23 protein-coding genes, 3 pseudogenes and 1 riboswitch are annotated in these 22971 nt (G+C 37.5%); of the genes and pseudogenes, 16 read left to right on the top strand and 10 right to left on the bottom strand.

Features of this window, described 5'->3' with window-relative positions; genetic code table 11:
- The first annotated feature begins 131 nt into the window (after nt 1–131).
- Nucleotides 132–1187: a selenide, water dikinase SelD gene (gene selD / locus J7E66_RS23370; RefSeq protein WP_374103882.1), complete on the top strand. Its 1056-nt coding sequence runs from the start codon at nt 132–134 to the stop codon at nt 1185–1187.
- Between the two features lie 85 nt (nt 1188–1272).
- Here the strand turns inward: selD and J7E66_RS23365 are convergent, their stop codons facing one another.
- Both J7E66_RS23365 and J7E66_RS23360 read right to left on the bottom strand, forming a co-directional pair.
- Entirely contained in the window at nt 1273–2217 is a 945-nt protein-coding gene (locus tag J7E66_RS23365) for an L-threonine 3-dehydrogenase (RefSeq protein ID WP_215004253.1), read from the bottom strand.
- A gap of 82 nt (nt 2218–2299) precedes the next feature.
- Entirely contained in the window at nt 2300–3490 is a 1191-nt protein-coding gene (locus tag J7E66_RS23360; protein ID WP_215004251.1) for a glycine C-acetyltransferase, read from the bottom strand.
- Nucleotides 3491–3831: 341 nt separating this feature from the next.
- On the opposite strand from J7E66_RS23360, the gene J7E66_RS23355 reads away from it, so the two are divergent.
- Nucleotides 3832–4119 (top strand): hypothetical protein, encoded by a 288-nt coding sequence (locus tag J7E66_RS23355; RefSeq protein WP_215004249.1) that lies wholly within the window; start codon nt 3832–3834, stop codon nt 4117–4119.
- Between the two features lie 139 nt (nt 4120–4258).
- On the opposite strand, the gene J7E66_RS23350 is transcribed toward J7E66_RS23355, so the two are convergent.
- Nucleotides 4259–5257, bottom strand: a complete 999-nt coding sequence (locus J7E66_RS23350; RefSeq protein WP_215004247.1) for an NAD(P)H-dependent flavin oxidoreductase — start codon at nt 5255–5257, stop codon at nt 4259–4261.
- A gap of 209 nt (nt 5258–5466) precedes the next feature.
- Nucleotides 5467–5568: riboswitch (purine riboswitch) on the top strand.
- A gap of 131 nt (nt 5569–5699) precedes the next feature.
- Here J7E66_RS23350 and J7E66_RS23345 point away from each other — a divergent pair.
- Entirely contained in the window at nt 5700–6293 is a 594-nt protein-coding gene (locus J7E66_RS23345; RefSeq protein ID WP_215004245.1) for a xanthine phosphoribosyltransferase, read from the top strand.
- Nucleotides 6293–7582 carry a nucleobase:cation symporter-2 family protein gene (locus J7E66_RS23340; RefSeq protein WP_215004243.1) on the top strand — a complete coding sequence of 430 codons (1290 nt, stop codon included), beginning with the start codon at nt 6293–6295 and terminating at the stop codon, nt 7580–7582. Before J7E66_RS23345 ends, J7E66_RS23340 begins: the two co-directional genes overlap by 1 nt.
- Before the next feature lie 420 nt (nt 7583–8002).
- On the opposite strand, the gene J7E66_RS23335 is transcribed toward J7E66_RS23340, so the two are convergent.
- The 3 genes and pseudogenes from J7E66_RS23335 to J7E66_RS32955 form a co-directional block, all read right to left on the bottom strand.
- Nucleotides 8003–8215 (bottom strand): hypothetical protein, encoded by a 213-nt coding sequence (locus tag J7E66_RS23335; RefSeq protein WP_215004241.1) that lies wholly within the window; start codon nt 8213–8215, stop codon nt 8003–8005.
- A gap of 239 nt (nt 8216–8454) precedes the next feature.
- Complete coding sequence (locus J7E66_RS23330) at nt 8455–8721, bottom strand: hypothetical protein (protein ID WP_215004239.1); 267 nt, start codon at nt 8719–8721, stop codon at nt 8455–8457.
- A 31-nt stretch (nt 8722–8752) separates the two neighbouring features.
- A pseudogene (locus J7E66_RS32955) lies at nt 8753–8821 on the bottom strand (hypothetical protein); the annotation flags it as partial.
- Between the two features lie 230 nt (nt 8822–9051).
- Here J7E66_RS32955 and J7E66_RS23325 point away from each other — a divergent pair.
- Nucleotides 9052–9357 (top strand): hypothetical protein, encoded by a 306-nt coding sequence (locus J7E66_RS23325; protein WP_215004237.1) that lies wholly within the window; start codon nt 9052–9054, stop codon nt 9355–9357.
- Between the two features lie 77 nt (nt 9358–9434).
- Nucleotides 9435–9788 (top strand): annotated as a pseudogene (locus tag J7E66_RS23320) (solute carrier family 23 protein); the annotation flags it as partial.
- 362 nt (nt 9789–10150) lie between these two features.
- On the opposite strand, the gene J7E66_RS23315 reads toward J7E66_RS23320, so the two are convergent.
- A complete protein-coding gene (locus J7E66_RS23315; protein ID WP_168244083.1) occupies nt 10151–10369 on the bottom strand; it encodes a spore germination protein in 219 nt (72 codons plus the stop codon).
- 130 nt (nt 10370–10499) lie between these two features.
- The gene (locus tag J7E66_RS23310; protein ID WP_215004232.1) at nt 10500–10985 is read right to left on the bottom strand and encodes a hypothetical protein; all 486 of its coding nucleotides are present in this window, start codon (nt 10983–10985) and stop codon (nt 10500–10502) included.
- Between the two features lie 162 nt (nt 10986–11147).
- On the opposite strand from J7E66_RS23310, the gene J7E66_RS23305 reads away from it, so the two are divergent.
- From J7E66_RS23305 to J7E66_RS23275, 7 genes and pseudogenes are all read left to right on the top strand, one after another.
- Complete coding sequence (locus tag J7E66_RS23305) at nt 11148–12701, top strand: ABC-F family ATP-binding cassette domain-containing protein (RefSeq protein WP_215004231.1); 1554 nt, start codon at nt 11148–11150, stop codon at nt 12699–12701.
- Between the two features lie 202 nt (nt 12702–12903).
- Complete coding sequence (locus J7E66_RS23300; RefSeq protein WP_215004229.1) at nt 12904–13803, top strand: putative selenate ABC transporter substrate-binding protein; 900 nt, start codon at nt 12904–12906, stop codon at nt 13801–13803.
- Nucleotides 13804–13817: 14 nt separating this feature from the next.
- A complete protein-coding gene (locus J7E66_RS23295; protein ID WP_215004227.1) occupies nt 13818–14570 on the top strand; it encodes a phosphonate ABC transporter ATP-binding protein in 753 nt (250 codons plus the stop codon).
- A gap of 1 nt (nt 14571) precedes the next feature.
- Nucleotides 14572–16209 (top strand): PhnE/PtxC family ABC transporter permease, encoded by a 1638-nt coding sequence (locus J7E66_RS23290; RefSeq protein ID WP_215004225.1) that lies wholly within the window; start codon nt 14572–14574, stop codon nt 16207–16209.
- Between the two features lie 315 nt (nt 16210–16524).
- The gene (locus tag J7E66_RS23285; protein WP_215004223.1) at nt 16525–17697 is read left to right on the top strand and encodes an MFS transporter; all 1173 of its coding nucleotides are present in this window, start codon (nt 16525–16527) and stop codon (nt 17695–17697) included.
- A 71-nt stretch (nt 17698–17768) separates the two neighbouring features.
- Complete coding sequence (locus J7E66_RS23280) at nt 17769–18095, top strand: hypothetical protein (protein ID WP_215004221.1); 327 nt, start codon at nt 17769–17771, stop codon at nt 18093–18095.
- Nucleotides 18096–18227: 132 nt separating this feature from the next.
- Nucleotides 18228–18791: pseudogene (locus tag J7E66_RS23275) on the top strand (YitT family protein).
- Nucleotides 18792–18876: 85 nt separating this feature from the next.
- Here the strand turns inward: J7E66_RS23275 and J7E66_RS23270 are convergent.
- Nucleotides 18877–19251: a DnaJ family domain-containing protein gene (locus J7E66_RS23270; protein ID WP_215004219.1), complete on the bottom strand. Its 375-nt coding sequence runs from the start codon at nt 19249–19251 to the stop codon at nt 18877–18879.
- 234 nt (nt 19252–19485) lie between these two features.
- On the opposite strand from J7E66_RS23270, the gene J7E66_RS23265 reads away from it, so the two are divergent.
- From J7E66_RS23265 to J7E66_RS23255, 3 genes are all read left to right on the top strand, one after another.
- Nucleotides 19486–20112, top strand: a complete 627-nt coding sequence (locus J7E66_RS23265) for a metal-dependent hydrolase (RefSeq protein WP_215004217.1) — start codon at nt 19486–19488, stop codon at nt 20110–20112.
- Between the two features lie 229 nt (nt 20113–20341).
- Complete coding sequence (locus J7E66_RS23260; protein WP_215004215.1) at nt 20342–21229, top strand: permease; 888 nt, start codon at nt 20342–20344, stop codon at nt 21227–21229.
- 12 nt (nt 21230–21241) lie between these two features.
- On the top strand, nt 21242–22090 hold the full coding sequence (locus J7E66_RS23255; RefSeq protein WP_215004213.1) for a TIGR03943 family putative permease subunit: 849 nt from the start codon (nt 21242–21244) through the stop codon (nt 22088–22090).
- Nucleotides 22091–22148: 58 nt separating this feature from the next.
- Here the strand turns inward: J7E66_RS23255 and J7E66_RS23250 are convergent, their stop codons facing one another.
- The gene (locus J7E66_RS23250; RefSeq protein WP_251033101.1) at nt 22149–22949 is read right to left on the bottom strand and encodes a metal ABC transporter substrate-binding protein; all 801 of its coding nucleotides are present in this window, start codon (nt 22947–22949) and stop codon (nt 22149–22151) included.
- Nucleotides 22950–22971 lie beyond the last annotated feature (22 nt).

The following is a 22971-nucleotide window of genomic DNA, read 5'->3' as shown; positions in this document are numbered from 1 at the left end:
CCCTCCAAAAAAGTGTTTCCTACATCAGGATAGTGTTAATATTTTAACCTATTCCTTTTCCTTCAGCAATTTTTTTGTCTATTCGTGCGGTTTTTTTTTGAAAGAGTTATACTATATAAATGGAGGTGGACATGTTGAGTGAACAAGATAAAATTCGCCTAACTTCTTTGTCAACAAAAGCGGGTTGAGGCTGTAAAATTGGTCCTGAGGACCTGGCGCAAGTGTTGCGTCAATTACCGAAACAAGAACCTGTTCCTGAATTATTAGTGGGACTTGATACTTCTGATGATGCAGGAGTTTACCAAATAACCGACTCCATCGCTTTGATACAGACAGTTGACTACTTTACCCCAATCGTCGACGATCCATATATGTTTGGTCAGATCACGGCTGCAAATGCATTAAGCGATGTTTATGCCATGGGGGGTGAACCTAAAACAGTTATGAATATTGTCGGCTTTCCGATTAAAAAGTTGGGTGCCGAAATGCTAGCTGATATTCTTCGAGGAGCGGCAGATAAAGTAAAAGAAGCCGGTGCGATTACCGTTGGCGGCCATTCAATTGATGATCAGGAACCTAAATTTGGACTTTCCGTTACAGGTATAGTCCATCCCGATAAAGTTTGGAAAAATGTCGGCGCCAAGCCTGGTGATGTTCTCGTGTTAACTAAGCCGATTGGTGTGGGTATTATCACAACCGGTATAAAGAGAAGTGTGGTAACACCCGAGCAGGAACGAATAGTGACAGAAACAATGGCAACGCTAAATAAAGTGGCAGCTGAAGTGTTAACCGAATTTCATCCTCACGCTGTAACTGATGTAACTGGATTCGGATTACTTGGACATGGCAGTGAAATGGCACGTGGTAGTAATGTCAGTTTTGAATTCTCACTCTCACAAGTCCCTGTTTTAGAAGGTGCTCTTGAATTAGCGAAAAATGGTGTGGTGCCTGGTGGTTCTAAGTCGAATCATAAATGGATAGCTGATGATGTTGTTTATGAGGATATTCTTCCGGAGGAGCAGCTGGTCCTATGTGATGCGATTACATCTGGGGGTCTGTTTGTTTCACTTAGTGAACAGGAAGCGGCTCAATATGTCGACAAGCTACATTCTAATGGTCTAGCATATGCTGCGATTATTGGTAGAGTTACCGAGAAAAAAGACAAATATATCTATGTAACAAGATAACAGCGAAGCCTTAGTTGCTTCGCTGTTTCTTTTATGCAAAAAAAAAGACCTGAACCATGTTGGTCCAGGATTATTATAATTATTATTATATTTTTTGACGTAGCTTCTCCACCATATCCTTGGTCATTTTATCCAAATCAAACGCGTATTTAAAGCCCCATTCCTCTTTTGCCGCACTAGCATCAATTGAATTTGGCCAACTTTCCGCAATTTTTTGACGATCTGGATCAACATTATAAGAAATTTCAAATCCAGGTACATATTTAGCGATAGAAGCCGCAATTTCTTCAGGATCAAAGCTCATCGCTGTCACGTTGAAAGCATTACGGTGGATTAATTTTGCTGAATCTGCCTCCATTAAGTCAACAATTGCATTTAGGGCATCGGGCATATACATCATATCCATATAGGTACCTTTATCAATGTATGAAGTATATTGGCCATTCTTGAGCGCTTCATAATAGATTTCAACGGCATAATCCGTAGTCCCTCCGCCAGGAAGTGCAACATAGGAAATTAACCCTGGAAAACGCAAGCCGCGGGTATCGACACCAAACTTTTGGAAATAGTAATCAGACAATAATTCCCCTGCCACTTTATTGACACCGTACATCGTCGTTGGACGCATTATCGTATCTTGGGGGGTTTGGTCCTTAGGTGTGGATGGACCAAAAGCACCAATCGAACTTGGTGTGAAAAATTGCGCCTTTAGCTCTTTTGCAGTTTCCAATCCATTCATTAGCCCTCCCATATTTAAATTCCAGGCAAACACAGGCTTGGCTTCTGCTGTAGCTGATAAAAGAGCGGCTAAATGCATAACAGTATCAACGTTGTATTTTTTAGCTACTTCCACCATTTGGTTTAAATTCGTTACATCGACGGTCTCAAAAGGACCACTTTGAGCGGCTTCGCTGTCATTCTTTTTAATATCTGTAGCAATGACATTATCCGCACCATAGATGTCTCTTAGCTTTAAAGTTAATTCTGATCCAATCTGCCCTAAAGCACCTGTGATTAAAATACGCTTCATCGTCGTTTCTCCGTCCTCTTCACTCTTACTAAAAATAGTGATTTACTTTATTTTTACGTTACTCAATCAGTTAGGGTGATACCTAAATAACGCCCATTTCCTTGCCGACTTTTTCATAAATAGCAATCGCTTGATCGAGCATTTCTTTTGTATGTGCAGCTGTTGGCATGTTACGCACCCGTCCAGTCCCTTGTGGAACGGTTGGGAACACAATCGCCTTGGCATAAACCCCTTCATCATTCAAACGTTTACTGAATTGTTGAGTAAGTGCTTCGTCCCCGATAATACAAGGAGTGATCGGAGTTTCGCTGTTGCCGATATTAAAACCTAACCCTTTCAAGCCTTTTTTTAGATAATTTCCATTTTCCCAGAGCTTTTTGTTCAGTTCCGTGCTCTCCATTAAGATTTCAATTGACTTCTTACTTGCTGCCACATCGGCAGGAGTTAATGAGGTCGAAAATAGGAATGGACGGCTGCGAACTTTTAACCAGTCAATGAGATTTTTCTTACCCGCGACATAACCGCCAACCACGCCAATTGCTTTAGATAATGTACCGATTTGAAAATCAATTTTATCAGAAAGACCAAAATGCTTAACGGTCCCTGCCCCATCTCCAAGCACACCTGATCCATGAGCATCGTCTACATATGTAATCAGATCAAATTCCTCAGCAATCTTGACAATTTCAGGCAGTAAAGCAATATCACCGTCCATCGAGAACACGCCGTCTGTAATCACCATAATTTTATTGTAAAGGCCTGACTCTTTTGCTGCTTTTGCTTTTGCACGTAAATCTTCCATATCGGAGTGGTTCACACGGATAATTTTTGCTTTGGAAAGCCGGCAGCCGTCGATTATCGACGCATGGTTTAATTCATCCGAAAGAATCGCATCATTTTTATCCATTACTGCGGAAATAGCCGCCATGTTACAATTAAATCCAGATTGGTAAGCAATCGCTGCTTCTGTATGTTTGAATTCAGCTAATTTTTCTTCCAGTTCAACATGGAGTTTAAGCGTTCCGTTGATGGTTCGAACGGCCCCTGCGCCAACTCCGTATTGTTCTATCGCCTCATTAGCGGCTTTTTTCAAACGTTCATCCGTGGCTAAGCCTAAATAGTTGTTGGAAGACAGATTGACTAGCTCTCTGCCGTTAATTGTTATAACTGGTCCATTGGGGCTTTCGAGTGGATCGATGATATTGTACAAACCTTTTCCCTTTAAATTATCAAGATTTTCATTTAAAAATTGCTCCAAAATAGTACTGGACATATTCAATTCCCCCTTTATTCATTTGAACGTGATTTGTTGTTTACGGAAAAACAATCGTCCGTTTCAGGCGGACATATACACCTTTGTTAAACACTGGTATTAAAGGATTGCTATGCTATACTTTATCATAAATTTTTATGGTTGTGCATATCTAGCGGACAAATAAACAAAAATATTTTTTATATTCTTTTAGTGTACCCAATCAAAAATAATGTTATTTCTTTAGATAACAAAACTGCTATCAATGAATTATTTTATAATGGCATGGTTTTAAGTTATAATGGTTTTTTATCATACTGAGTCAATCTCCAACTCTATGCTACATAGAAAGGATGTCAACCTTGTCATTTTTGTATTCAACCTTATACACACTAGTAATTGGGGCGGTATTTATTTTTCTATTTATTATTGCCTACGATTTTCTTTACGGTGAAAAACCTGAAAAGCAAACGAAGAAAATACATAAATATTTTCAAAAAGAAACCATTAAAAAAATTGATAGACTGGAACATCAGCCTCGAAAATTTACCATGTACCAAGTCACAATGAATAGTGGTATTAAGAAGATTAAAATGAAACCAGGTTATAAAGTAGTCAATATGGTATCAAAGGAGAAAAACAAAAAGTAAGCAAAATTCGGGGATAAGTTCTTTTGCTCCAAAAGAAAAACCGGGCAATGCCCGGTTTTTTTCTTCTATTTAATGTTCCTTGTCAAGGACATTTGTTTGCTTCACTGTGAGAGTCTCTTTTCGCAATCGTATTCTTTTCTTATTTGACGGACACCGAACTCAATTTTCCGACATTTCGATTGATATTTTGTAATGCCTCTTTGTATTCTTTTTCTAAACTACTAATTATTTCAGAAGCCGATTCTATTTTATGTATTGCCCCGACGCCATGTCCTGCTGACCAAATATCCTTCCATGCTTTCGCATTCGTCTCCTTTTGCATATTATCAAAGTTTACCTTGTCTTTTTTAACAAGTTTTTCTGGGTCCAAACCTGCCTTTTTGATACTAGGTACCAGCATATTGCACATGATGCCTGAGAAAGCATCCGTTAAAATGATATCCTCTTGTGTGGCTTCAACCAGCATTTCCCTGTATTCATCATTGGCCATACTTTCTGTCGCAACAATAAAGCGGGTTCCCATATAGGCAAGGTCAGCGCCTGCTGCCTGTGCAGCTAAAATTCCCTTCCCTGTTGAAATGGAACCAGCAAGGACAATGATACCATCCCAGAAATTACGGACCATATCCACGAATGCAAAGCTGTTGATTTGACCCGCGTGACCACCCGCCCCGCTTGCCACCAAAATAAGTCCATCGACACCAGATTCAGCTGCTTTTTGAGCAAACTTCAAATCACTCACATCAGAGAATACGAGCCCGCCATATTCATGCACAATATCGACGACTTGTTTCGGACTTCCTAAGGAGGTAATTACCAATTGCGGCTGATGCTTTTTAATCAATGCAAGTTCTTCCTGCAGGCGGCTGTAAGAGCTATGTACGACCATATTCATCGCCCAAGGTGCAATTTTTCGGCTAGGATCGAGCGCACGAGCCTCTTCTAACTCTTCATTTAATTGCCCCATCCACTGATCAAGAACCTCAATTGGTCTTGCATTTGGAGCAGGGAAAGAACCAATCACGCCATTCAAACAACAGTTTTTCACGAGTTCGGTGCCTGACACCAAAAACATCGGGGCCGAAATAACTGGTAATTTTAATTGGTTCCACCATGATTCAGGAATTGATTTCTTCATTTTGCTCACCCTTTATTTTAGAATTTTCAGAATAAACGATACACTTTCATAGTACCTGAAAATGAATGGTTATTCAATCTTTGTATGAACCTTTTATTTCTGCCTCTTAAACGCTTACCATCCACGAACGATTATTAATTAAATTGATAAAATGTTCGTTTTTTGCTAAAAATGATTGATTTACTTTTCTCCTGTGCTTTATAATGGGAATAAATTCATATGGTTTCACTCATATAATCGCGGGGATATGGCCCGCAAGTTTCTACCGGATTGCCATTAATAATCCGACTATGAGTGAGTAATGGGAAAGTCGCTCTTCTATTTGAGTGCTCTAATTCCATATTCTTTCGGACACGTAGCCCAAAGATCATTATCTCACTCAATTTTTTGATGTGAGGTAATGACCTTTGGGCTTTTTATTATTTTATAAGGAGAATCTAACATGAGATTACTAGAGGAGAAAATCAACACCGACGGAAAGGTTCTTTCGGAAAATGTTTTAAAGGTTGATTCATTTTTGAACCACCAAATAGACCCGCAATTAATGCTTGAAATAGGAAAAGAGTTTGCAAGGATTTTTGCAGGTGATGGTATTACAAAGATCGTAACTATTGAATCATCAGGAATTGCCCCTGCAGTGATGGCTGGTTTATATATGAATGTTCCTGTAATCTTCGCAAGAAAAAGAAAATCTTTGACGCTTGTCGATGATTTATTAACAGCTTCAGTCCATTCATTTACTAAAAATGAAACAAACGAAATTTCCATTTCAAAGAAATATGTAAATGAAAATGATAGAGTCCTAATCATTGATGACTTCCTTGCAAATGGGGAAGCTGCACTTGGTTTAGTAGATATTGTTCAAAAAAGCCGTGCAACAGTTGTTGGAATTGGCATTGTCATCGAGAAGTCCTTTCAACATGGTCCACAAAAATTAAAGGACCTTGGTTTAAGGGTTGAATCCTTAGCACGGATTGCCTCGCTTTCAAATGGAAAAGTGTCATTTATAAATGAGAACGTGGAGGAATTAATCTAATGAAACAACATCCTTTTAAAATAGCCTCATTAGGAATTCAACATGTATTAGCCATGTACGCTGGAGCGGTAATCGTCCCACTTATCGTCGGAGGAGCACTTAAATTTACCGGAGAACAATTAACCTACTTGGTCTCGATCGATATCTTAATGTGCGGAATTGCAACCATTTTACAAGTTTGGCAGAATCGCTTTTTCGGAATTGGTTTACCGATTGTACTTGGCTGTACGTTTACTGCGGTTGGACCAATGATTGCCATTGGTGGACAGTATGGTATTTCCGCTATTTATGGATCGATTCTTATCTCAGGACTTATCGTCATTATTATTTCTCAATTCTTTGGAAAATTAATTAAGTTCTTCCCACCTGTTGTGACTGGTTCAGTTGTAACCATAATCGGGATTACACTTATCCCGGTGGCAATGAATAACATCGCTGGAGGTCAAGGCAGCCCTGATTTTGGAAGCCTCTCAAACATCAGTTTAGCTTTCGGAACGTTGCTTTTTATCATCTTGCTATATCGTTTTACGAAAGGTTTTATTCGCTCCATTTCCATTCTATTAGGCTTAATTGGGGGTACTCTTGCTGCTTCTATTATGGGGAAAGTCAATTTCTCAGCGGTAGCTGATGCATCATGGTTCCATATGGTGAAGCCATTTTATTTTGGTACACCTACTTTTGAATGGACCCCGATTCTTACTATGACTCTCGTAGCAATTGTGAGCATGGTAGAATCAACAGGTGTATATTTCGCTCTAAGTGATATCACAGGAAAAAAATTAAATGAAAAGGATTTATCAAGAGGTTATCGTGCTGAAGGTCTCGCTAGTATAATCGGTGCTTTATTTAATGCTTTTCCATACACAACCTACTCTCAAAACGTGGGACTTGTTCAGCTTTCAGGTGTTAAAAGCAAAAACGTCATTTATACCATGGGCGGGATGCTAGTATTTTTAGGGTTTATTCCTAAAATCGGGGCATTCACGACCGTTATTCCAACACCTGTCCTTGGTGGCGCAATGGTGGCAATGTTCGGAATGGTCATTGCTTACGGAATAAAAATGCTAGGAAATGTAGATTTTGCATCACAAGAAAATCTTCTGATCATTGCATGTTCTGTCGGTATGGGGATGGGTGTCACTGCCGTACCAGATATGTTTTCCCACCTGCCAGAAGGCGTTAAAATCCTTACCAGCAGCGGGATCGTAACAGGGAGCCTAACTGCTATTTTTCTAAACATTGTTTTCAATGTTTCAAAGCCAACTAAACAAATTAAGGCAGTAAATTAGCAAATGGCCTCTTAACATTATAGACAGAATAAAATCAAAAGACGATCCTTATTCTCGGTATCGTCTTTTTTTATTATTATTCATCGCCTTAATCAATTCGAAGATATTTGTTAAGTTTCTTTGTGTTCTAGAACTTAATTCAGCACTCGAAGTTACTTCTGTCCTGTATTATCACTTCCCGAACCTGAGTTTTCCGTTGTTATCGTTATGGGAGCAATACAACCGGCTCCACCAAAGTTTACAATCCCACCAGAAATGGTTCCTATGTACTAGTCATTTCTCTACACTGGTCAATAGCAACCAATTTGAAAGTGTGCCTAGCTTTTCAAGTTTTGGTGAAGGGAAGCTGGTAATATGGAATTAATACTTCATGTTACCTTCAGTGATACGCAACTTTTAGTGCTTGCATTAGAAGTATATTTATAACTGTGGATTGCCTGGAGAAATATTTACATAATTATCATCTTCTCTCAGCCACAAAAACTTACCTTGCTTAACTACGTAATTTAAATCATCATCATAATTTCCTACATTTGCTCCTAGCGAGCCGTAAACCTCTAATTTATTCCCTGGATCACCATCAACACGTTCGCATATAATTTGGATTGCTTTAATCTCAACTGTTTTAAACATTAATGCAACTTATATATTCGTGAATTATGTACAAGGTAAATTATAACGACTATCACAACAAACAAAAAAGTTTATCCTCAATTCGCAAACTCGTTTTGTGAATTGTAATACTGCATATTTTTTTTGTTAATTGCATTATTTTCTACGTTAAATGCAATTTTTACATATAGGTGTTTTATTGGGATTTCAACCCACTAATGAGATACTTTTTTCTAAAAATTTTTTAATGTTATCGTGCTTTATGTAATAGTGATTATTCCATCTATCAAGTAATAAATTGTCATTCCCTTTTTATCAACCAGATTGTCTAGATTTATGTCATGCCTGACAACCTTAATAAATTTAGCAGTCTCAAGGATTCCTGTATATTTGATAAAGGTCTTTTCAGAAGTACCTATATCCTTCGCCATACGTTCTACAGAAGCGTAACAGTGGTCTTTTCCTACTTGCGTATAATTTATCCACTTTATCCCTCCGTTTATTTGATTTGTATAAGTATTGCTCAACAAAATTTTTCACATGGTCCGTATTCGGAAAATAATAAACAAATTTAGTTGGTATGTTTATGTCGTTTTTAATTTTCTTTAATCCGCAACCATTTATCATTAGAAATCCTGCCATACATTGACTGAATACAACAAAGTCCTTTTCCTTATTCAATTTTGATCCACCTCCCATCCACCTAATAAATTTGTTGTTTTATTGGAAGTCATCACTCCTTTCAAGCATTGTTGAGTTATTATTAATTCCATGTAAAGAAACATGCCATTGTGTTCTATTTAACTTGCCAATCTGATACCTTTAAACTGTAAATATTCTTAGGGGGTATGGTTACTATGGCAAATTTAAAAGATAAATTTACGATTGATGACATGAAGGCATTAGACCAAAGACTTAATCATATTTACTATCAAGTAACCCATTATCAAACTAGGTCAAATGCTGGGCTTACTGAACTTCAATTACTTGATACAATTGACCATTTATGCCGAATGTCAGGTATGCTGTGTGATGTGATTGAACAACAGTTAGAAGGGAATATAGAAACAGCAGAACCTCATAGATATATTGATAGAAAATTAGGCACTGTTGAAACTGGTATTAAAAACTTCTTAGAAGTTAAGAAAATTGATTTGGATTAACTACTAGGGGGCTCATAAAGGGCTTCTTTTTTTCATCTCTTTTCAATTTATCTAGCACACTGTCAGACTCGATTTTGGGCGGGATGCTAGTATTTTTAGGGTTTATTCCTAAAATCGGGGCATTCACGACCGTTATTCCAACACCTGTCCTTGGTGGCGCAATGGTGGCAATGTTCGGAATGGTCATTGCTTACGGAATAAAAATGCTAGGAAATGTAGATTTTGCATCACAAGAAAATCTTCTGGTCATTGCATGTTCTGTCGGTATGGGGATGGGCGTCACTGCCGTACCAAATATGTTTTCCCACCTGCCAGAAGGCGTTAAAATCCTTACCAGCAGCGGGATCGTAACAGGGAGCCTAACTGCTATTTTTCTAAACATTGTTTTCAATGTTACAAAGCCAACTAAACAAATTAAGGCAGTAAATTAGCAAATTTCCTCTTAATGAAAAAGAAATAGTAAAAAGACGAAACTGATATGGTATCGTCTTTGTTTTTTCCCGTTCAGGAAATGTATAATAACACTCTATTTATATGCGGCCGTTGCAGGAGCCGCATATATTTTCCAATTTAAAGAACAGAGAAAACTCAGTTTTCCAATAGGGATAATCGTTTTATTCGCATCAGTTACTGTTGCTGCTAATTATTTCGAACATATGAAAGAAGGCGAAATAGGTTATCCGTATTTACACTGGCCTTTTCAAATATTTATTCCAGTTATGCTACTGGGCATCGCTTACTTACGAAAGGCTAGAAATGGATCTAAATAATTTTCAAAAAAGGCGATGCCATTCTAAAGCATCGCCTTAATCATTTCTAAGAGTTCAGTTATGTTTCTTTTAGTTGTAGAACTTAAACCAGTGTTGGTCGTAATATCAGTCCCTGTATTATCACTTCCTGAACCTGAATTTGTTTTAGTTACCGTTATTGGAGAAATATTATTTGCTCCACCAAAGTTTACGATCCCCCCAGAAATGGTCCCAATAGTAATACAATCTTGATTGGTCGCCAACCAGTCACCCCCTTCCACGCTTATATACTATTATATGGACAAGATTATTCGGTTGTTTAAGCATTTTCATTATTTATTTTTTAATGCTTCTTAATTTCAAAAAAAGCCACGTGTGAGGCCCATTAGTTTTTCATAACTTTGTTTTTGGAGATTTGCATGCATCCTTTTCTAACTTGCAAATCCACTTATAATATCCTAATAAGATAAGAAGCAAAAACGGATCAAGTATGGCTGCATGCCAAAGCTTCCACCATCCATAATGAAAGAAACCCCACGGAGGAGGCAGCAAGGTGATACCTTCGTAAATCAAAATGGCAATGACAAAAATGACAATAAAAAAAATTTGCTTAATGACCTTTGATTTATGTGGAAACCAATTTAAAAAAATCATATTTACAGCTGGTACTAGGAAGATATGTGGAAGTATTCCTGCCCAATCGATTTCCCTGTCAAAATACCAGTAACCGTGGTATTTGAATTCAATAAAAACATCGAAGAGGACCTGAAATGAAACTGTAAATGACCAAATATGGACAATTTGGTTAGCACTTAGTATTTTATTCTTTTTGAAAGCAAAATAATTAAATGTAATAATGGCAATTAATAATCCAATCATATCTTTTTCCTTTTTATATTTAAATTACCCAAATAGTTAGGCATCCTATACTATTTCCAATAAAATTACAGTGTTTTTCTCATCAAAAATCTAGTCGAATCCTTAAAAATCTAGTATGATGTACTAATGTATTAATTCTTGACGAAGCGAGGATTACAAAAAATGAGTTTACTAAATGTAGAAAATTTAAGTCATACTTTCGGAGACCGTACTTTATTTAAAGACGTTTCCTTTCGATTATTAGCTGAAGACCATGTGGGACTTGTCGGCGCCAATGGCGTCGGTAAATCAACATTAATGAATATTATTACTGGTCAATTGATTCATGATAGCGGTCGTGTAGAATGGACACCGGGTGTTCATTACGGTTATTTGGATCAGCATACCGTGCTGACAAAAGGAAGAACGATGCGTGACGTTCTTCGCGATGCTTTTCTCCCTCTTTTCGAAAAAGAAAAGGAACTAAATGAAGTAATCTCCCAAATGGCAGATGCTTCACCTGAAGAGCTAGAGGTTCTCTTAGAAAAAATGGGTGAAATCCAAGATGTCCTTGACGCTGGCGGATTCTATTCATTAGATATAAAAATTGAGGAAGCAGCACGCGGTTTGGGACTTGATGCCATTGGTTTAGACCGTGACGTCGCAGCACTTAGCGGCGGACAGCGAACAAAGGTTCTCCTTGCTAAGCTTCTTTTGGAACAACCAAAAGTTCTTCTGCTCGATGAGCCGACCAACTACCTGGATGTTGAACATATTCGCTGGTTAACTTCTTACCTTAAAGAATACCCATATGCTTTTATTCTAATCTCTCATGATACAGAATTCATGAATCCAGTATCTAATGTCATTTTTCAATTAGAATTTTCGAAGCTGACTCGCTACACAGCAAGCTATGAGAAATTCCTCGAGTTAGCAGAAATTAATAAGAATCAGCATATTAATGCTTATGAGAAACAAATGGAATTCATAAAAAAACAAGAAGACTTTATTGCTAAAAACAAAGCACGCTATTCGACAACTGGCCGGGCAAAAAGCCGTCAGAAACAGTTGGACCGGATTGAACGGATTGACCGTCCAGAAACAGCGTTAAAGCCTACCTTCGGATTTAAAGAATCTCGAAGCAGCAGCCGTTATGTTTTTGAAGCTAAGGATTTAGAAATCGGCTATTCAGAACCACTATTACCGAAAATGAGTATGACCATAGAACGTGGCGAAAAGGTCGCTATCATCGGTTGTAATGGGGTTGGTAAATCCACCCTTTTAAAAACGATGCTTGGTAAAATCGATCCGATCAATGGCAAGGTTGACCGTGGCGACTTCCTCTTCCCTTCTTATTTTGAACAGGAAGTAAAAGCAGGAGGCATTACTCCGATTGATGAGGTTTGGAATGCCTTCCCATCCATGGATCAAAATCAAGTGCGTGCCGCTCTTGCCCGCTGTGGTTTGAAAAATGATCACATCTCTCGTCCTATGAATCAGCTAAGCGGTGGAGAACAAGCCAAGGTCCGACTTTGTAAGTTGATGATGAATGAAAGTAACTGGATCCTATTCGACGAGCCGACCAATCACCTTGATATTGATGCAAAGGCAGAACTAAAACGTGCTTTAAAAGAATACAAAGGAACTGTCGTACTTGTCTGCCACGAACCAGACTTTTATGAAGATTGGGTAACAAAAGTATGGAATGTGGAAGAATGGTCACAACAGACAGTGTAAAGAAATATTGTTTAAATTCCCCTGCTCTAATAGCAGGGGTTTTTCTATATTTTATAACCTGAATTTCTAAATCTATATAATCGATGGATTTTCATTGATCAAATAGATAATATGAATTTATTTTTACATATACTTCACTTACAATATATAAGGTTAAGCAATTCTAAGTTATTAAAAATATACTATCGAGGTGTAAATAATAATGAAAAAATGGATTTCTGTCATTATGCTTGCTATACTTGTATTTTCGTTAGCTGCATGTGGCCAAAGTGATGAAAAAACAAGTGAAGGTAAGAAAGAAACGACAACAAATGAAGTGTTTAAAATTGGGGCAATTCCTGACCAAAATGCCGCCGATTTAGATAAAGGTATGACAGCCGTAGCTAAATACCTAAGCGAAAAGACTGGTATGAAAGTTGAATTTGTACCGTCTGTTGATTATGCTGCACTAGTCACTGGTTTTCAACGTGGTGAAATTCATATGGCTTGGTTTGGCGGATTAACAAGTGTACAAGCTAGGAACCTTGTCCCTGAGGCAGAATCGATAGTACAACGACCACGTGACGCGGAATTCCATTCCGTATTTATCACCCAAACATCAGAAAATATCAAAAAGCTTGAAGATCTAAAAGGAAAGTCATTCACTTTTGGCAGTGAAAGCTCAACATCTGGTCATTTAATGCCGCGTTACTATTTATCAGAGGCTGGAATTGATGCCAATACAGACTTTGACGGCAAACCTAATTTCTCCGGTTCTCATGATACAACCTACAAATTAATTGAATCCGGTGCCTTTAAAGCAGGTGCACTAAACGAAGCAGTTTGGGAAGCAGCTGTAAAAGAAGGAAAAGTTGATACAAATAAAGTAAAAGTATTTTATACAACTCCTGCTTACTATGATTACAACTGGACAATCAATAGCAATGTGGAAGATGTTTTTGGTAAAGGTACTAAGCAAAAAGTAAAAGATGCCCTTCTATCGATTACTAGCGAGCAAAAGGAAATTGCGGACTTATTCCAAACAGATAGCTTCGTTGAAACGAATAACGATAATTACAAAAAAATTGAACAAGTAGCGAAAGAATTACAGATTATTAAGTAGTAGGTGTCGTAGACATGACTTTAAAAACAATGATTGAAGCGAAAAATATATCGAAACACTTTATGCGGAAGATAGCCCTATCTTCCCTTTCTTTTTCTATTAAGCAAGGGGAATTGGTAGCGTTAATTGGACCGAGCGGTGCAGGTAAAACAACGTTATTAAATTCAATAGCCGGCCTTGTTCCAATCCAAAATGGCGAGCTATTGATTGATAGCAAACCGATATCATCCTATAAAAATGGGCATAAATTTGCAAAAAAGGTTGGTGTGATTCGTCAACAATTTGATTTGATTGGTTCAATCGCAGTTATCCATAATGTCCTGGCTGGCCGATTAGCTGACTGGGGCCTTTTCAAATCCCTCTTCTCTTTGCTTGTACCTCAAGAAAAAGAAATCGCCTTAAAAGCACTCGAAAGAGTGGGTCTTACTGATAAGATGTACGAAATTACCTCTACTTTATCTGGAGGCGAACAGCAGCGTGTCGCGATGGCGAGATTAATGGTCCAAAAACCTGAAGTAATTTTGGCTGACGAACCAGTTGCCTCCCTAGACCCAGCAAGAGCCGAAGATGTATTAGCTATGCTGATAAATATCGTTTCTGAGGAAAAACAAACGTTAATTGCCAGTTTGCATTCCATCGAATATGCTCGTAAATATTTCACCAGAATCATCGCTCTTAAAAATGGTGAAATCCTTTTTGATTTGCCAACTGAAAAAGTGACGGATGATCTGTTAACCAACCTTTATCGACTAAAGGAGCAAGGTTAAGATGTTGAGACGAAAATCAGTATTGGGTAGGTATAATCGCCTAGTCCTTACATTACTATTGATGGCAGTTTTCGTATGGAGCTTATTTTCGATTCAATGGAATAACGACCTTTTCCATGCAGGCGGAATTCCGACGATACTGCAAATATTTGAAGGCCTAATTCAACCTGATTTATCAGCAGAAGTATTGATCAAAGGGCTCGAATCTGCCTGGATTACTCTTGCTTATGCTGTTGCCGGAATGTCCCTTGCTGTAGTTTATGCATTGATTGTAGGGATTCTTGCTTCTGGAACATTAACCTCAAGCAGGGTTGCCCGTTTAACATCTAAAGTGCTTTTTAGGGGTGTTTTAGGATTTACTCGTTCGATTCATGAGTTAATATGGGCATGGCTTTTCGTTGCGGCAGTAGGCCTTTCCCCTTATGCAGCTATATTTGCCCTCGCTATTCCGTATGGGGGTATTCTTGGCCGTATTTTTGCTGATATGTTAAATGATGTTCCAGAAGAGCCCATCACAGCATTAAAATCTACCGGTGCCTCAAGACTTCAAATCCTTATTTATGGCTACCTCCCATTGATTTGGGCAGATATGATTAGCTATACCATGTATCGATTTGAATGTGCGATTCGTTCTTCGGCCATTATGAGTTTTATCGGACTCGGCGGCTTAGGCTATCAAATTCAATTATCGCTCGCTGATTTGAAATATGATCAAGTATGGGCATATGTTTTTTTCCTGATTGCTCTCGTCTTGTTCGTGGATATATGGAGTAATTATGTTAGAAAAGGATTGACGGAACGAAAACGTCGGAACGGATTCAGTACTGGCTGGCGGTCCACCCTATTCACCATGCTTTTAATCATCGGTTCTTGGGTATTTATTACTATAGGTGAGCATGCTAAGTTATTTGAATTACTGTCGGATAAAAATATCGAATATGCGAAGAAGTTTTTTGGCAGCCTAATTGGTTTAAATGATAAGCATCCTGCTTTCCTAAATGGTGAAAGCTGGTCTGCCGCATTAAAGCTCACCCTGGAAACCCTGGAAATGAGTATCATGGCCATCGGATTTGCGACAGTTGCTGCCTTTTTAACTGTTATTCCAGCAGCTAGTAATATAGCAAATGGAAGTTTAACTTCATCAAAGAGATGGTATAATTGGATTCTTTATGGATTCGTACGGATCACTTATATCTTTTCACGTGCCGTTCCTGAGCTGGTTTGGGCAATGTTGATTATTTTTATTTTTAAACCAGGGTTATTGCCAGGAGCAATCGCACTTGCACTCCATAACTTTGGGATACTCGGTAAGCTTTGGGCTGAGGTAATTGAGGATATGGACCCTCGACCGATCCGTAATTTAGCATCCGCAGGTGCTTCCAAAATCCAGATCTTCTTCTACGGGATCTTGCCAAGTGTCTTACCTAGATTTCTTACCTATATTTTATATCGTTGGGAAGTCATTATGAGGACAACGATTGTTGTTGGTTTTGTCGGTGCAGGCGGCCTTGGTATGGAGTTTAAGCTTGCGATGAGTTATTTCCAATATACTGAAATCACCCTATTACTTCTTTGTTATATGATTCTCGTCGTCATTGCTGATTTTGCATCAGAAAGCACGAGAAAGGCCGTTAAATAAGATGCTCGCGCAAAGAACTATTCAATGGTATCCATAATTAAAAGAACACTGTTCCTTCGAAAGGAACAGTGTTCTTTTAGTTTTAATCTATGTTATCCGTTTGATATCCACTGCTAGCTAATGGCTATCAAACTCCTAAGTATCTGATATAATCCATGTTAGCAGACATTATCAAGCATATCTGCATACTATTCCCATCAAAGGAAATAATTGATGAAGATACTTGTTTTCTTGCCACCGTTTCCATTATCCTATCAATAGGAAGAAAGTTAGTACTATCACCGACTTAAATAGTCATCAAGGAGTGAAAATTCTTTGCAATCTAAGTCCGCTTTACCGATTTTATTTATAGTTATGTTTTTGGTGATGGTGGGATTTGGAATTATCATTCCAGTTTTACCTTTCTATGCTGAAGAAATTGGGGCGAATCCAACCGAATTAGGATTATTAATGGCAGTTTATTCGCTCATGCAGCTCATTTTCGCTCCGATGTGGGGGCAAGTTTCCGACCGAATTGGGCGGAAACCAGTCATGATGATTGGAATTGCAGGACTTGGTCTCTCTTTTCTAATTCAAGCATTGTCTACGGAGCTTTGGATGTTATTTGCAGCAAGAATTATTGGCGGCATTCTTTCCTCTGCAAATATGCCAACAGCCATGGCATATGTTGCAGATATTACCACGGAAGAAAATCGCGGCAAAGGAATGGGGATTGTTGGTGCAGCAACGGGCTTAGGCTTTGTTTTTGGTCCGGCAATCGGTGGGATCTTTTCGAAATTCAGCCTTAATATGCCCTTTTATCTTGCTTGTGGATCTTCGTTCATCACCTTTATTCTTGTTTTTATATTGCTAAAAGAATCAAAACAGAAAAAAGAATCGGTTAGCAAAGAAAAACCCTCTTTTGGGAAGGCGTTTAGTGGTACTGTTACCGTATTATATTTGGTGCAATTATTAATTTCCTTATCACTTTCTGGTTTGGAAGCAACGTTTGCCTACTTTGCTGCTAAAAAGGCAGATTTGGGCTCCACTCAACTTGGATACATTTTTATGATTATGGGGTTTGCAAGTGCGATCGTCCAAGGCGGTCTGGTCGGTAGATTGACCAAGAAATACGGTGAAAAGGTTGTAATTCAGTGCGGAATCATTGTTTCAGCGCTTGGATTTGGTTTGATTTTATTAGTAAATAGTTTTGCAACTGCAGCCATTTATTTAACTATTTTTGGACTAGGAAATGGCGTAATTCGTCCTAGTGTTTCTTCACTAATTACGAAGACGTCTACGGCAGGTTATGGAAGTTCAACTGGGCTTTTATCATCCTTTGATTCTCTTGGCAGGATTATTGGGCCGCCACTCGGTGGATGGCTGTTTTCGATGGCAATGGGCCTCCCTTATATCTCAGGTGCGATTATTTCAATTGCTGCATTTATCCTATTTCTCCTTTTTCGCCCACAGATCGCTACCGTGAAAATAACAAAGATTCAAAACTAATCAATTGGAATATGTTTTTAGGACATGCATAAAATGGGTTACGAGGATGTAAGTAAAAAGGAGCCTAGTTTATGAAATTAAAAACCTTTATAAGTATTTGTCTCCTATTGGTAACCTTAGGTTTTGCAGCTTATCTTGATTCACCCTACTCATTTATTAATAAAGATTATGCTTATTCAGCCGATCAACCTGTGATGGCACAGCCTGTAGAAGTTAAGCCTTCAAGCGATGTACCCGTTTTGGAGGAAAAACTAGAGAAAATCGAAAAAGTGGATGGCTATATCGTAGAAACATACCAGGAGTATGAGGTTTATAAAGACAAAGATGGAAATGTACTAAAAAGTGAGCCTACTGGAAAAATTGATACGCTGCAATATTGGGATGATGCTCAACAATAAAGACCGCTAATGTCAGCGGTCTTTATTGTTGAGAAGATTTACCGCTTTTCCAAATCCGTGGATATAGGTTTAGTAAAAGTTAAGTACTCAAACAAATGGAATAAGGCAAGGTGAGGTATCCTGCAAAAGTTAATGGCTATTTTAATTGGGAGCCTATTAATAGGTATTGGGGTTAATGCATTTTTAATCCCTCATCATTTACTAGATGGCGGGATCATCGGCTTATCACTCATTCTCCATTATTACTTTGATTTTCAAACGGGCTTATGTGTAATATTATTTAGTTTGCCTCTGTGTATATATGCATGGTTCCGAGAACGGGACTACTTTTACAGTAGCTTTCATGGTCTAATGGTTTCCTCGTTTTTTATTGATTTACTGGCTCCTTTACAAAAACATTTTCCACTTCCTATTATTATTAGTGCAATATTCGGTGGAACACTAGGCGGACTTGGTGTTGGATAAATGCTTCGCTATCAGACAAGCACAGGAGGTACTGAATTGTTAGCTCATTTCTTAGCGAAATCCTTTTCTTTTAATATCGGAATCATTATCTTGATTGTCGATGGTTTAGTCTTATTATCGGGGTTTAAAGTGCTCGGATCACAAAGTTTCTTCTATTCAATACTAACTATTCTTTCTTTTGGATTCATCACATCATTACTGGTAAAAAATTATAAAAGTGATGCATTTTGATTAGGGTAAGTTCATTTTTCAGAAGTTAAGTTGGTATGTTATTTGAGATTGAAGTTATTTTTTTATCAACTTTGTCATAATCTTTTCATTTCATCTTTCCGTATATTTTTTCCGCGTAACTGCCAAATCGTACATTTGTATTTTTTCTTCTATGTTCCATTACTTTTTCAAACTGCAGCTGTTTGCGCGTTAATTTTTCTTGCAACCTAGCGATTTCTTCGTCATCGGTTGCAACAGAGATTAAATCATTTAAGGTGATCAATTCTTTTCTTAAATCAACTTGATCTGAAATGTACCCAGCATTCTTAAGCATGCGGTAGCTCATTTTCATTTCAGCGCTCATCCCTGGTAGTTCATCACTTAAATCCAATGGTTTTCCCATTCCAGGTAGATTTTCAAACTCCTTATTTTTTATCGCTTCTTTTATTTTATCTTCTGCCATTCTTGAAAATAGGTCCATGACAAGTCCCCCTTTTTATTTCTATTTTACCCTATGTAAATGTTATACGGAATGACAAAACAAACTACAACATGATTCGATTTGTATCTGATTTATAAAAAAACTCTAATCATAATATATTTTGCTTAAAACAAATTTAACTTCCCTCTAAACAGAACAAATGTTTTATAGTATATTAAATATGTTGTGGTGTTTTGTAAAATACCATAAATAACATATAGAGGTGAAATAAAAGTGAACGGAACGGCACATGCAGCAATAGGAGCAGCAACAGGTTTTATAGTTGCGAACACTTTCCATACCTCCCCTTCAACCACACTCTTTCTAATCGGATTAGGTGGTATTTCAGGCTTAATCCCCGATCTCGACATAGACGGGAAGCTTCGGGGTAAAATCACCTTATCTCATAAGGTGATTCGGATAGTGGCACAGTTAATTGGAATACTGATGGTCTTTTATAGTTTTTATGAAGGAACTACTAGAGAGAAGTGGATTGGTTTAGGGATCGGAATAGGGTTGATGATTGCAGCCTCATTGATCAAGCAAAAGCACATGTTAACGATCACAGGAATCGGTGTAATTGCAGGCGGATTCTCCTTTACAGAAATTTGGTTAATAATGCTTGGGATTTATATTTTAATCGCGTCTCTAGTTTCACACCGAAGCTATACCCATTCCATATTAGGGGTTGTTTTCTTCGGAATTATTGCTTCCAAATTAGAAAGATCCCTAGGAATTGACGGCGTTTTCTACACCTGCCTTGCTGGATACATAAGTCATTTGATTGCAGATTTCAAAATCTTACCATTCAATAAACGAGGGATTAAGCTTTTTTTACCTGTTTCATCGAAGGAAATTTAATGAAGTAGCAATAAATTTTTTTCGTACATCAGGTTATTTGTAATAATTATATTTGGAAGAAACGTACCCAGGCCTTTCATGGTGTCAGCCAGATATTTATGGTTGGCTTTTTTTAGTACTTAAATAATGCATGGGTAATAAATATAACTTATTCCAGATTTTTCGTTGGACTAATAAATAGGATGAGAGTATAGTAGTTTCCATGAGTCTTGACTATAGGAGGACTACGATGTTTGGTATATCCTTACCGCAATCTTTTTTACAGATGAATACCATTTTTATTTCGATCTTAATTGAAGCCCTGCCATTCGTAACTTTAGGCGTACTTATTTCAGGGATCATTCAAATATTTGTTACCGAAGAAATGATTGCAAAAATCATGCCAAAAAATAAAGTATTGGCTGTAATCTTTGCAAGTTTCTTAGGTATTTTATTTCCTTCTTGTGAATGTGGGATTGTTCCAATCGTCAGTAGGCTAGTCTCAAAAGGAGTGCCAATCTCTGCGGGAATCGCCTTTATGCTGACAGCACCGATCATCAATCCTGTTGTCTTGTTTGCAACTTTTATTGCATTCGGCAGTGACTGGAAGATGCCGTTATACCGTGCGTTGGGAGCAATCATTGTAGCTATTGTAGTAGGAATTTTGATCGCTTTTCGATATAAAGGGAGCCCTTTTAAAGAGCATTTCCATATTCACCATTCTAATGGAAAATCGACCCCATTTTTCAAAAAGATCTGGCAGACCTTGGAACATGCAGTTGAAGAATTTTTCTCAATGGGTAAATATTTAATTATCGGGTCACTAATTGCCGCAGCCGTTCAAACATATATTAAGACATCGACTCTTGTTTCGATTGGTCAGGGACAGGCATCATCTTCCATCGTGATGATGACTCTCTCTTTTATTCTTTCTCTTTGCTCCGAAGCAGATGCATTTATCGCTTCATCTTTTAGAACGACATTTTCAACTGGTTCATTATTAGCGTTTCTTGTGTTTGGGCCAATGGTGGATATAAAAAATTTAATGATGATGCTTGCAACGTTTAAAAAGCGGCTAGTTTTTATGATTGTTTCTACCGTTTTCGCTGTTGTATTTGTATACTCTTTGTTGTTTTAAGGAGTGGGAACTATGATAAGAAGCTTAATATTAATTGGTTTTACTTATTTAATCTTTCAAATGCATCTTACAGGGGATATTAATAAATATATTAACATGAAATATTCTTATCTTTCTGCAACTGCTGGTTATGCATTACTTGTATTAACGATTGTCCAAATCTTTATGCTCAGTAAAGGCGAGTCAAAAGATGCTGGCTGTGATCATGATCATTGTGGGCATAATCATTCAAAAGAGAATAAATGGTATAAAAAAGTTTTCATATATCCAATTTTCGCCTTTCCAATTATTTCAGGATTATTTTTTCCAATTGCCACACTTGATTCAAATATTGTAAAAGCAAAAGGATTTCATTTTCCCATTTACGATGAAGGAAAAGGCGATTCCTTTATGGAACAGCAATTTTTACGTCCAGATACGAGTGTGTATTATGGCAAAGATGATTATGATGTGTTAATGAAAAAGGAAAAGAAAAAGTATGTAAATAAAGAAACGATTGTTTTGAATGATAAGAATTATTTAAAGGGTATGGAAACTATTTATAACTTCCCTGGTGATTTTCTTGGAAAAGAAATCGAGTTTAAAGGTTTTGTTTTCAATGATTCAGAAACCATAAATAAGAACCAGATATTTGTGTTCCGCTTTGGTGTAATCCATTGTATTGCAGATTCAGGTGTCTTTGGAATGTTAGTTGAAATGCCTGATGGCAAGAAATTTAAAAACGATGAATGGGTAACTGTAAAAGGAAAAATATCAACAATCTATTATCAGCCCTTTAAAACCAACATTCCCTATTTAAAGGTAGAAGATTGGTCGACTACTTCTGCTCCTAAAGAAGAGTATGTTTTTAGGGGATATTAATTTATTAACGAAAAATGACCTATTCCACAGATGAATAGGTCATTTATTATTTATATTTTTAAAATGATAGTTTTAGTGCCTCAAGATTGTTTTTCATAACATCTATAAAGTCTAAACCTTTTTCTTGCTCTTCTTTAGTTAATCCTTCTAATGGATTTAAAACTTCAGTTTTAGCACCTATTTCATTAGCTAACGTCTGAGCCACTTTAGAAGAAGTAAGTCCCTCAAAATAAATAACCTTTACATTTTTCTTCTTCGTTACTTCTGCTAATTCTTTCAATTTTCCTAGGGGTGGTTCTACATCTGGGGATAATCCAGCTATCGGAATTTGAGTTAACCCGTATTGTTTTGCTAAATATCCAAATGCGGCATGTTGTGTTACAAATTCTTTTTTCTTCGCCTGATCAATTGTCTCCTTGTACAAGTGATCTAAATTAGCAAGTTGGGATTTAAAATTCTCTGCATTCTTTTCATACTGATTTTTATTATTTGGATCTAGCTTTTCTATAGCCTTAGCAATAGTGTCGACCTCCTGCCGGGCTAACACGGGAGAAAGCCAGACATGTGGGTCTTTTGAAGCTGCATGATCAGAATGATGTTCCTCCTCTGATTCTAATGCATTCATCAATTTAATCCCCTTTGAAGCTTCTACAACAGTTAAACTGGAATCATTAATACTCTTTAATACTTTTTCAGTCCAGCTTTCAAAGTATCGACTATTGTAGATAAACAGATCTGCATCTTGAATTTTAGCCATATCCTTTGCTGTTGGCTCCCAATCATGTGGTTCTGCACCGTTCGGTATTAATAGTTCAACATTCGCTGAACTGCCAGCCACTTTTTGGGTAAAATAATACATTTGTAAACGCTAAACTAAAATC

The sequence above is a fragment of the Bacillus sp. ISL-7 genome (assembly GCF_018613065.1).
This window is presented reverse-complemented; position numbering and strand designations above follow the sequence as displayed.